Below are 10,502 nucleotides of genomic sequence, written 5' to 3' on the forward strand. Positions count from 1 at the left end.
CCAATGCTGCTCACGGCTCGCTACGTACTGCCTGTCGCGGCCCCGCACATCGAGAACGGAGCGGTGCTCGTTCGCGACGACAAGATTGTGGAGATCGGCGAACTCGGGCACCTCAAGGCGGCACATCCAGACGAGCCGGTTCGCGATTTCGGACTCGCCGCGCTGATGCCCGGTTTCGTCGACTTGCACACCCACCTGGAGTACTCAGCCATGCGCGGGCTTGTCGATGACCTGCCGTACTCGCAGTGGAAGCTGCAGCTCATGCAAAAGGAGCGGCAGTTCTCGAGTCAGGACTGGGACGACTCGGCATTGCTCGGCGCGCTGGAGGCGGCGCAGTCGGGTATCACGACGGTCGCTGACATCACGCGCACCGGGGCTTCGGGCCACGCAGCTGAGGCCGCCGGCCTGCGGGGCCTCATCTACCGAGAAGTCGCGACCATGGACAAGCACCAGGTCGAACCGGTGATGCAGCGCGCCGCAGACGACATCGAGGCATGGCGTTCGACGAGTGGTGAGCGCATCTCCATCGGGATAGCGCCACACGCTCCGTACTCGTGCCATCCCGAGCTGTTCAGACGCGTTGCCGCCTTCGCCGCCGACGGAACGCCGGTCGCCATCCACCTGGCAGGCAGCGTCGAGGAGTACGACTTCGTGAAGTACGGCTCATCGATGCTCGCGACTGACGTGCGCGACACCTACGATGCCGATGCTCCGGGTTGGCTGCCTACCGGGGTCAGCCCCGTGCGCTACGTGCTTCAGTGGGGCCTGTTCGGAGTACCCAACGTGCTCGGCGTGCACTGTACGCAGGTCGACGACGACGACATCGACATCCTTGCGAGCCACGACGTGGCCATCGCGCACTGCCCGCGATGTGAGGCGAAGCTCGGGATGGGCGTTGCGCCCATGGAGAAGTTCCAGAGGGCGGGGATACGTGTCGGGCTCGGTACCGACTCACCCGCAGCCTCCAACTCGATGGACGTGTTCGAGGAGATGCGCATCGGCCTGCTCGTGCAGCGAGCTCTGCTCGGCGAGGAACGATTCATGAATGCGCGGCAGTTCGTGAAGCTGGCGACGCTCGATGCCGCGCGGGCCCTCAAGATGGACGACACGATCGGCTCGCTCGAGCCGGGCAAGCAGGCCGATATCATAGCGGTCGACCTGTCCAAGTCGCACCAGATCCCGACTCACTATCCCTACGGCACGCTCGTGCACAGCGCGAACCAGGAGAACGTGCTCGCAACGATGGTTGCCGGCGAGTTCATCTATGACAACCGCGCCTGGGGCAAGCTCGATCACGAGCGCATCTACGCTCGTGCCGAGGAGATGCGCATGCAGCTGCGGGGCTGATTCGGTCCGCCTGGGTGGGCGGCATTGGGGACTTCATCCCTCGGCCGAGCAGCCCGAATTCCCGATTAGCCAATGTGAATCTGCTCCATGGTTTGCGCACAACCGCGTGCTATACTACGCGGCGTTCACGGCACGCTCGGCACACGGGTGTGACCACGCACCCGCTCGACATACAGGAGGAATCGATCGTGAGCGACCAGGACTTCTTCTTCGACGAGGACGAGAAGCCGGCCGATAAGGGCGGCGCCAAGAAGGCCGCTCCGGCGTCTTCGACAAAGCCCTCTTCCACCAAGCCTGCTTCCGCCAAGGCTGCACCCGCTCCGGCTGCTGACGGCCAGAGTGTCGCACTCACCGTCGCGGTTCTGTTGGCGGTCATCGGATTGCTCTTCGGAGTGGTCATCGGTCTGTTCATTGGCAAGGGTATGGCATCTCCCGCCGTTCCGACGCCCGCGACGGTTGGCGCTCCCGCTGCCGGAGCCGGCATGGGTACGGGTACCGGTAGCTCCGCGCCGCAGCTGACGCAGGACCAGATCAACGCTGGCGAGCTGCCCAAGGGCCACCCGCAGATCGCTGATCCGTCTGCTGAGACGACCAAGACCAAGTAACTCTGTGTACCGAGCGGGCCCGGGTCGGTTGCGTGTCAGCCGGGGCCGGGCCCGTATTCTGTAAGCCACCACGAGGAGGACCGATGGCCAAGAAGCCATCCGGCAAGCGCCGCAAGCGCCCGGTAGAGCAGTCGGCGGTCAAGGGCGGCGGCATCATGTCGCTGAACAAGTCGAATACGTCTCCGTTCATGAAGGTCATCATCGTGATCATCATCATCTCGATGGTCACCCTGTTCTTCGCTGGTGGTGTCGCAGGCATCGTCGAGCTGTTCAAGCCGGTACCCAAGGCGCCTGTCGTCGACCCGATCGTTGCGCTCAAGCAGCAGTACGATCCGCAGCTTTCGCGCTTTGATGCGATGCTCGCGAGTGATCCCACGAGCTACACGGTTCTCGTGTCGTCGGGTAACGCCCGCTTCGACTACGCGCTGGCGCTGACCAAGCTCGTGAGCGCGACCGCTACCGCCGCGATCGAGCCGGCAGCCATCCAGTGGGCGGGCGCTGCCGATGCGTTCAAGAAGGCTGTCAAGGCCAACAAGGACGCCCCGTCGGGAGTGGGTATCGACTACTCCATCACGCTGTACTACAGCGGGGAGACCACCCAGGCCATCAAGATCGCGACCGGCGTTGTCAAGAAGGATCCGACCTTCGCGCCTGCCCACTACAACCTCGGCATCTTCTTCGAGGCTATCGGCGACAAGGTCTCGGCCATCGCGGCATACCAGCGTTATCTTGCGCTGGATCCGGAAGGCAAGAACGGCGACCCGAACTTCGTCAAGACTCAGCTCAAGACCCTTGGTGCGCCTGAGAAGGCGAGCGGCTCGGCAATCCCGACAGGTTCGGTCATCTCAAGTGGCTCGGCGGTCACCACGCCCTAGCCGCACTCGGATCAAAATGACAGCGGCCGCATCCCAGGTAGGGGTGCGGCCGTTTGCGTCTCGCGGGAGCTCAGTCGCTGATTCCCAGAATCTCTCCAGCTTGGCGCATCGAGTCCGCCGTCGAGAAGATGCCGTTGAGCCGTGTGAGCGAAAGGATGTTGTCGACGGTCTCGTTGGTGACCAAGACCAGCTTTCCGCCTTGTGCGCCGTACTCCTTCGAGAGTGAAAGCAGCAGCCCAAGACCTGAGCTGTCGAGATACTCGACACCCGAGAGGTCTACTACCGTCGCAGGGGGTGCGGCTGTGAGGATCCGGTCGATGCTCATTCGAAACCCGGCGCACTCCCCGTAGTCGAGGTCACCGCGCAACGCCAGCGTCACAAGCGATGAACCCTCGTCGAACTCCATCGTCAATGCCATGTCCGTCTACCCTTCCCTGGACTCATGTAGTTGGTACCCAAAACCGGCGACACTTGGAGCTGTCGGGTCGTGGCGGTACAATCCGACCATCGTCCGCGCAGCTCAAAGGAGCTTCGAGCACTCATGGAACTCGACATTCAGGCACAGCAGAGCCAGAGCGACTGCGTTGTGACACTCGGCGGCGAGGTTGACGTCTATACCGCCCCCAAGCTCAAGGAGCGCCTCATCGAGCTCGTTGAAGGCGGATGCTCCAACGTCGTAGTCGACCTCGAAGGCGTGAGCTTCATCGACAGTTCGGGTCTTGGCGTCCTTGTGAGCATCTTGCGGCGCGCTCGCGAGCGCGACGGTGCCGTGCGCATCGTGTGCACTCGCGACAACATTCTGAAAATCTTCCGCATCACCGGTCTGGACAAGGTCTTTCCGGTATTCACGGATGTCGCTGAGGCACGCGAGTTCTAATCGCCATCACAGCGGCCGGTACCGCTGACTCGGCACGGCGATTGCGTGCGAGCGCTAACGGGCTTTGTCTTGGAAGGGTGAGGTAGTGTTCGGGATAAGCGGAACAGAGCTGCTGATCGTCGCAGTGTTCGCTTTCATAGTCTTCGGTCCGGATAAGATTCCGGAGATCGCGCGGACCATCAGCAAGGCCGTCAACATGTTCAAGAAGACGCAGGAGGACATGGAGCGGCTGGTCAAGGCTGAGGTCATGGGCATCGATCCGGAGAAGGTTCCGTCCTCGGATTCCGCCGACTCCAAGTCGAGCGCGACCACTACGGCCGACACCACCAAGAAGGCCACCACCGCGTCATCACTTTACGGGCTCGATGAAGTCGAAGAGGAGGAGGAGGAGTAACTCCTCGCTGACCATGCCCATTCTCCCGCAGCGCATGCCCTTCTTCGAGCACATCGCCGAGCTTCGCCGGCGAATCATCGTCATCGCCGTGACCATCCTGGTGCTGTCCATGGCTCTCTACACGTGGGGCTGGGACATCTACAACTTCGTGATGGCTCCGATTCTGCCGCAGTTGGATTCGGCGCCGACTATCTTCACTCCGTTTGGCACGTTCGGACTGCGCTTTCAGGTGGCGTTCTACGCCTCGCTCGTGGTCGGTGCGCCCATCATCATTTGGCAGCTCATGGCGTTCTTCCTGCCGGCGCTCAAGTCAAAGGAGCGCAGGTACGTCATCCCCACGTTTATCTCGGCGGTGGTGCTCTTCGCACTCGGAACGACGTTTTGCTACACGGTCATCCTCGATGTCGGCTTCCAGTGGATCCTCGCCCAGGGCGGCACGGCAGTGCAGGTGGTGCCCGATGCGCAGAAGTTCTTCCAGGGCGTGATCATGCTGCTACTCGGGTTCGGCATCGGATTCGAGCTCCCGATCGTGGTGTTCTACCTCGTCATCTTCAACATAGTGCCGTACGCGAAGCTTCGCGAGCAGTGGCGTTTGGTCTACGTCTCACTGATGTTCGTCGCGTCGGCCGCGACGCCTGATTGGTCGCCGTGGACGATGGGCGGACTGTACGGGGCACTCGTGCTCTTGTACGAGGGCAGCATGCTGTTGGCACGAGTGACGCTTCGCAAGCGTATCGCCGCGCAGAAGGCCGAGGAGATGGCTCTCGGCATCGCCGACGACGCATAGCCTCGGCAGCACACCGGCGCAAGGACCGACATGCATGAGATGGGCATCACGCAAAGCATCCTCGCCGCTTCTTTCGACGCGGCCACCGATGCGGGCGCGACGAGAATCACCGAGATACGGATCAGTGTCGGCGACCTCACTGAGACGGTGGACTTCGCGCTGAACTTCGCATTCGAGGCGCTGACGCCTGACACGATGGCCGAGGGCGCGGTTCTTGTGATCAACAAGGTGCCGGCCAAGTCGCGCTGTCTGGTGTGCGGAACCGAGTACGAGCATGACCGCTTTCAGATGGTGTGCCCCGAGTGTGGCAGCATGGCAGTGGAGCTTCTGCAGGGGCGCGAACTGCAGATCGACAGCATCGAGGCGGACAACGGCGAGGACGAAGCGGCCGCACCCCCCGAAGACACGACTGCACCGACAGATACCGCGAAGGAGTAACCGTGGAGATCGATCTCTCTAGGCCCATCCTCGACCTCAACGAGCGCCTGGCAGCAGAGAACAGAACGCTGCTCGATAGCCATGGCGTCTTCGTGCTCGACCTGATGGCCTCACCGGGTGCCGGCAAGACCTCGACGATTCTGGCCACGATCGCCGCGCTGCGTGACCGTTACCGCATCGCCGTCATCGAAGGCGATATCGCGTCCAAAGTCGACGCCGAGAAGGTCAAGGCGCACGGCATCCCGGCGGTGCAGATCAACACCGGCGGTGCGTGCCACCTTGAGAGCGACATGATCAAGCGCGCGATCGAGGCGCTGCCGCTTGAGGAACTCGACCTCATCATCATCGAGAACGTGGGCAACCTCGTATGCCCCACCGACTTCTACCTCGGCGAGAACGCAAAGGTCATGATTCTGTCGGTGCCCGAGGGACACGACAAGCCCTACAAGTACCCCGGCATCTTCCAGATCTCGGAGGCCGTCATCTTGAACAAGGTCGACACCATGCCGGTGTTCGACTTCAACGAGGAGGAGTTCAACGGCGAGGTCCATACCTTGAACCCCAAGGCGCCGATCTTCCGCATCGCCGCGACAAAGGGCGAGGGCGTGGCCGAGTGGGCCGAGTGGCTCGCCGAGCGCATCGAGGCGGCCAAGGCCGCCGTCGCCGAGAAGCGCGCCGGAGCCGCCGAGTGATCTCGCGCGACGAAGCCTTCGCGCTGGTCTCGGAGAGGATCCCCCAGGCCAATCTGGTCAACCACTGCGTGGCGACCGAGATCATCATGGAAGCCCTCGCGGCCCATCTCGGGTGCTCGGACGATGACGTCGCTCGCTGGGGTCTCGCGGGCCTGCTCCACGATCTCGACTACGCTGAGACCGCCGATGACCCTGTCAACCACGGGCTCGTGTCCGCACAGCTCCTGGCAGGGCTCGTCGACGACGAGATGATGCACGCGATTCTCGGCCATGCGGACAAGGCCACGCGAGAGACGCTCATGGACCACGCTCTGTGGTGTGCCGACCCGACGACCGGATTCATCGTGGCGGCGGCCCTCGTGCGGCCCGACCGCGATCTGGACAACGTCGAGCTCAAGAGCCTCAAGAAGCGCTGGAAGGAAGGCGCGTTCGCGAAGGGCGCCTCCCGCGAGCAGATGGCCGGGTGCGAGCTTCTCGGCATGGAACGCGATGACTTCCTCGCGCTCGCCTTGACCGCGATGAAGGCGCGAAAGGCCGAGATCGGGCTGTAGTATCACGCCCGGTCGGCGAGCCTGCCGCGCGTCGGATTCTCGAGTCCCGATTCAGCTTCCGTTTGGGTTCCTGTCAGCCCCGCGTACTAAATAGGGGTTGACGCACCTGTGTATACTCGGCTGCAAATCGCCTTGTTTTGGGGAAGGACGTCGTCTTGAAGCTGATCGTCACCGAGAAGAACATCGCCGCCAAGAAGCTCGCGGAGATCCTCGCAGTGGGCAAGCCGACGACCGACAAGGTCTACAACACGCCTGTCTACAAGTTCCGTCGTGATGGCGAGGACTGGATCTCAATCGGGCTCAAGGGCCACATCCTCGGCGTCGACTTCCCCTTGCAGCTCATCTTCGGAAACTCCGGTTGGAACGCCGTGTGGGCTGATGACACGAGCGAACCGGCCACGATCCCCTCGTCGCTTCGTACGCCGCCGTGGGACGTCAAGCGCAAGCCCTTCACCGTCGACGGCGTCGACCTCAAGACGTGGAAGATCCCTTCACTGCCGTATCTGGTGTGGGCGCCTGTGGGCAAGACGCCCGCCGAGCGAGAGCTCATTCGCTCCCTCAAGAGCGTGGCCAAGAAGGCCGAGGAGATCGTGATCGCGACCGACTTCGACCGCGAGGGAGAGCTCATCGGCAGCGACGCCGCCGGTCTCGTGCGCGAGGTCAATCCCAAGGCCCCCATCCACCGCGCGCGGTTCTCGGCGATCACCAAGGATGAGGTGGAGCGCGCGTTCGCGTCCCTCGTCGAGGTCGACGAGTGCCTCGCGCAGGCCGGTGAGTCGCGCCAGGACATCGATCTGGTCTGGGGCGCCGTGCTGACCCGCTATCTGACGATGGCGAAGTTCGGCGGCTTCGGAAACGTGAAGTCGGCCGGTCGCGTGCAGACGCCCACACTTGCGCTCATCGTCGAGCGGGAGCGGGAGCGCGAGGCGTTCGTCCCCGAGCACTACTGGACCGTGAAGGGTGCCTTCTCGGCGTCCGGCGCCGAGTTCTCGGCGGGGCATGCCACCGACCGCTTCAAGGCCGAGGACGCGGCACAGCGGGTCATGGATGCCGTCGCCGGTGCCAAGACCGCAACGGTGACGACCACTGAGAAGAAGAAGCGCAAGGTCGCGCCGCCGACGCCGTTCAACACGACGGCGCTTCAGGCGGCCGCCGCGTCCGAGGGCATCACGCCGGCACGCACGATGCGCATCGCCGAGTCGCTCTACATGGACGGCCTCATCAGCTACCCGCGTGTCGATAACACCGTCTATCCCGCCTCGCTCGACCTCAAAGGCATCCTCAATTCGCTCGCCGAGGTCGCCGTCTACCGCGAGCACGTGAAGAGCATCCTCGCGGGCCCGCTGCATCCCACTCGCGGCGCGAAGGAGACGACGGACCACCCGCCGATAACCCCCACCGCGGCAGCAGATCCCGAGAAGCTCAAGCCCGAAGAGTGGAAGCTCTACAACCTCATCGCCCGCCGCTTCATGGCGACGATGTCGGACCCCGCCATCATCGAGGGCACGAAGGTCACGCTCGATGTCGCAGGCGAGCCGTTCGTCGCCAAGGGTGACGTGCTGGTGGTGCCGGGGTTCCGTGGCATCTACCCGTATGGACTGAAGAAGGACGAGCAGCTGCCGGCCCTCAGCGAGAGCCAGACGGTCGACTTCCTCGGCGCCGAGATGGCGGCCAAGCAGACCGAGCCGCCTTCCCGCTACAGCCAGGGCAAGCTCATCCAGGAGATGGAGAAGCGCGGGCTGGGCACGAAGGCTACCCGCCACGCGATCATCGAGCGTCTGCTCGAGGTCAAGTACGCGGTCAACGAGCCGCTCGAGCCGACCAACCTCGGCCGTGCGGTCATCGACGCGCTCTCGCGGTTCGCTCCGCGCATCACGACCCCTGACATGACGAGCGAGCTCGAAGCCGAGATGGACGCCATCGCCAACGGCCGCACGAGCCGCGGCGAAGTCGTGGGTCACTCGCGCGAGATCCTCGCCGCTGTCATGAACGAGTTGATCGGCCGTGTCGATGAGGTGGGCGAGGCGCTTCGTGAGGCGGGCGCCGACGACGCGAAGGTGGGCGTGTGCCCCAAGTCCGGTCACGACCTCCTCATCAAGGCGTCGCCCAAGACGCGCGGCCAGTTCGTCGGGTGCACCGGGTGGCCGGACTGCGACGTCACGTATCCGCTGCCGCAGGGCAAGATCGAGTCGGTCGATGAGCTGTGCGAGACCTGTGGCACGCCGCAGGTCAAAGTCATCCAGTTCCGTAGCAAGCCGCGGGTCGTCTGCCTCGACCCTGCGTGTGCCACCAACCACGAGCCCGAGATCTCTGTTGGCGCGTGCAAGGCATGCGCTGAGGCCGGGCGTACGGGTGACCTTACGGTTCGTCGCTCGCAGCGCACGCTCAAGCGGTTCGTCCGCTGCACGAACTACGAACTGTGCGAGACCAGCTACCCGCTTCCGCAGCGCGGCGAGCTCGAGGCCACCGGCGAGCAGTGCCCTTCGTGCACCGCGCCGATGGTCGTCGTCAACACCGGTCGCGGACCCTGGAAGATCTGCATCGACCCCAACTGCCCCGCGAAGGCCGAGGCCGAGGCGAAGAAGGCGGCGTCGGGCAAGGGCGGGGCGAAGGGCGGCCGCAAGCCGGCGGCGAAGCGGAGCACCGGCGGTGCGAAGAAGAAGGCCGCCGAGTAGCGACTTGCAGGGCGACCGAGTGGGCGCGACCGTTGCGGGGCATGAACTTCATGTGGGTTTGTGACGTCATGAGGAGCTGCCATGCGGATTGCTGCAATCCAGCACTTCATCCGCGGTGATGCCGCGCAAGACGCTGCCGCGCTCGCAGTAGCCGCGCGTGACGCCGCGTCGAGGGAAGCTGAGTTCGTGGTACTCCCTGCGGTCCCTTCGCTCGCGAATGCACTCTCGCCTGTGCGCGAGAGGCTTCTCGAGGAGTTGACTGACCTAGCGCCCGCCGTATGCGTGGCAGCGGGACCGGGTTCGGCTTCGTGGGTCTCGGCGCTTCCCGAAGGCGCTGGTACGGTCGGCGTGCTCTCGTGCGACTCGTGCCTCGATCCGATCGAGCTTGCCCGAATGGCGGCCGAGAAGCCCTCCGTGCTGGTGCTTTCGCCTTGCAGCGAGACGGACTTCCAGTCCGAGGCCGCCCTCGAGTTCGCTATCGCGCTGTCTGACTCCGTCGCAGGAGTCGTAGTCGTCGCCGAGTGTGCCGGTGGTGAACCGCTCGAGCCGGGGCACGGCGGAAGCGGTGTCGTCGTACTCGGCGAGGTCGTGGCCGAGGCGCTCGCAGGGGAGGGCGTGCTTCTCGTGGACGTGCCGGTTCCCATCCCGACCCCTGAGCCCCGAGAGCCGCTTCCTTCGGTGCCGCCGCTGTTGCAGCAGCGCTTCGCGCGCAACACGGGCGTGCTTTCGCCGGAGCACGGACCCGATCTGTCCTGACCCTCGCGAACCGCTCGGGTGACCACTGAGCGTGTCGTCCCCCGTGCTAGAATCCGGGTTGACTCGCACGCGCCCGGCACCGTCCCGAGGCGCGAATCATCCGGATCAGAGGGGACTTCTCGCGTGGCCTATCCCAAAGTCACCGTGGTCGGTGCCGGCCAGGTCGGTGCTACTGCAGCGCAACTCCTGCTTCTTCACGACATCGCTGATGTCGTCATGATCGACGTGGCCGAGGGCCTGCCGCAGGGCAAGGCGCTCGACATGATGCACATGCGCTCGGTCGAGCGTTTCGGGCCCAGCGTCACCGGCACCAACGACTACGCCGACACCGCCGGTTCCGACGTTGTGGTGGTGACGGCGGGTCTGCCCCGCAAGCCCGGCATGACCCGCGACGATCTGCTCGCGGCTAACCGCGCGATAGTCGAGAGCGTGATCGGCCAGGTGGCTGCGGCCTCGCCCGACGCGATCATCATCTGCGTCACCAACCCGCTCGACGTGATGACCT

General features: G+C 64.3%; 13 protein-coding genes. 12 read left to right on the forward strand and 1 reads right to left on the reverse strand.

Annotated features, from left to right (window positions below):
* The 3 genes from HGB10_11335 to HGB10_11345 all read left to right on the forward strand — a co-directional run.
* The coding region (locus HGB10_11335) for an amidohydrolase family protein (GenBank protein NTU72394.1) at positions 1-1,347 on the forward strand (1,347 nt) is incomplete at its 5' end.
* 188 nt (positions 1,348-1,535) lie between these two features.
* Positions 1,536-1,952 carry a hypothetical protein gene (locus HGB10_11340; protein NTU72395.1) on the forward strand — a complete coding sequence of 139 codons (417 nt, stop codon included), beginning with the start codon at positions 1,536-1,538 and terminating at the stop codon, positions 1,950-1,952.
* An 83-nt stretch (positions 1,953-2,035) separates the two neighbouring features.
* The gene (locus HGB10_11345) at positions 2,036-2,827 is read left to right on the forward strand and encodes a tetratricopeptide repeat protein (GenBank protein NTU72396.1); all 792 of its coding nucleotides are present in this window, start codon (positions 2,036-2,038) and stop codon (positions 2,825-2,827) included.
* 70 nt (positions 2,828-2,897) lie between these two features.
* Here the strand turns inward: HGB10_11345 and HGB10_11350 are convergent, their stop codons facing one another.
* Positions 2,898-3,245 carry an STAS domain-containing protein gene (locus tag HGB10_11350; GenBank protein NTU72397.1) on the reverse strand — a complete coding sequence of 116 codons (348 nt, stop codon included), beginning with the start codon at positions 3,243-3,245 and terminating at the stop codon, positions 2,898-2,900.
* Between the two features lie 123 nt (positions 3,246-3,368).
* Here HGB10_11350 and HGB10_11355 point away from each other — a divergent pair, with 123 nt between their 5' ends.
* From HGB10_11355 to HGB10_11395, 9 genes are all read left to right on the forward strand, one after another.
* Entirely contained in the window at positions 3,369-3,704 is a 336-nt protein-coding gene (locus HGB10_11355; GenBank protein NTU72398.1) for an STAS domain-containing protein, read from the forward strand.
* A gap of 85 nt (positions 3,705-3,789) precedes the next feature.
* Positions 3,790-4,098 carry a twin-arginine translocase TatA/TatE family subunit gene (locus HGB10_11360; GenBank protein ID NTU72399.1) on the forward strand — a complete coding sequence of 103 codons (309 nt, stop codon included), beginning with the start codon at positions 3,790-3,792 and terminating at the stop codon, positions 4,096-4,098.
* Positions 4,070-4,885 (forward strand): twin-arginine translocase subunit TatC, encoded by an 816-nt coding sequence (gene tatC / locus HGB10_11365; GenBank protein NTU72400.1) that lies wholly within the window; start codon positions 4,070-4,072, stop codon positions 4,883-4,885. Before HGB10_11360 ends, tatC begins: the two co-directional genes overlap by 29 nt.
* Positions 4,886-4,915: 30 nt before the next feature.
* Positions 4,916-5,323, forward strand: coding sequence for a hydrogenase maturation nickel metallochaperone HypA (gene hypA / locus HGB10_11370; protein ID NTU72401.1), 408 nt, complete (start codon positions 4,916-4,918; stop codon positions 5,321-5,323).
* Positions 5,324-5,325: 2 nt separating this feature from the next.
* Positions 5,326-6,015, forward strand: a complete 690-nt coding sequence (gene hypB / locus HGB10_11375) for a hydrogenase nickel incorporation protein HypB (GenBank protein ID NTU72402.1) — start codon at positions 5,326-5,328, stop codon at positions 6,013-6,015.
* Entirely contained in the window at positions 6,012-6,566 is a 555-nt protein-coding gene (locus HGB10_11380; protein ID NTU72403.1) for an HDIG domain-containing protein, read from the forward strand. Before hypB ends, HGB10_11380 begins: the two co-directional genes overlap by 4 nt.
* A 155-nt stretch (positions 6,567-6,721) precedes the next feature.
* Positions 6,722-9,241, forward strand: coding sequence for a DNA topoisomerase I (locus tag HGB10_11385; GenBank protein ID NTU72404.1), 2,520 nt, complete (start codon positions 6,722-6,724; stop codon positions 9,239-9,241).
* A gap of 81 nt (positions 9,242-9,322) precedes the next feature.
* Positions 9,323-9,997, forward strand: coding sequence for a hypothetical protein (locus HGB10_11390; protein ID NTU72405.1), 675 nt, complete (start codon positions 9,323-9,325; stop codon positions 9,995-9,997).
* A gap of 123 nt (positions 9,998-10,120) precedes the next feature.
* Positions 10,121-10,502 (forward strand): malate dehydrogenase (locus HGB10_11395; protein NTU72406.1); only part of this gene is annotated, 382 nt, incomplete at its 3' end.

The organism is Coriobacteriia bacterium, assembly GCA_013334745.1.
Classification (GTDB): Bacteria; Actinomycetota; Coriobacteriia; order Anaerosomatales; family JAAXUF01; genus JAAXWY01.

Bases quoted from the DNA above. Each gene is read 5' to 3' on its own strand.
- tatC (NTU72400.1), top strand. From the start codon at position 4,070: ATGAAGTCGAAGAGGAGGAGGAGGAGTAACTCCTCGCTGACCATGCCC.
- HGB10_11355 (NTU72398.1), top strand. From the start codon at position 3,369: ATGGAACTCGACATTCAGGCACAGCAGAGCCAGAGCGACTGCGTTGTG.
- HGB10_11390 (NTU72405.1), top strand. From the start codon at position 9,323: ATGCGGATTGCTGCAATCCAGCACTTCATCCGCGGTGATGCCGCGCAA.
- HGB10_11350 (NTU72397.1), bottom strand. From the start codon at position 3,245: ATGGCATTGACGATGGAGTTCGACGAGGGTTCATCGCTTGTGACGCTG.
- HGB10_11345 (NTU72396.1), top strand. From the start codon at position 2,036: ATGGCCAAGAAGCCATCCGGCAAGCGCCGCAAGCGCCCGGTAGAGCAG.
- hypA (NTU72401.1), top strand. From the start codon at position 4,916: ATGCATGAGATGGGCATCACGCAAAGCATCCTCGCCGCTTCTTTCGAC.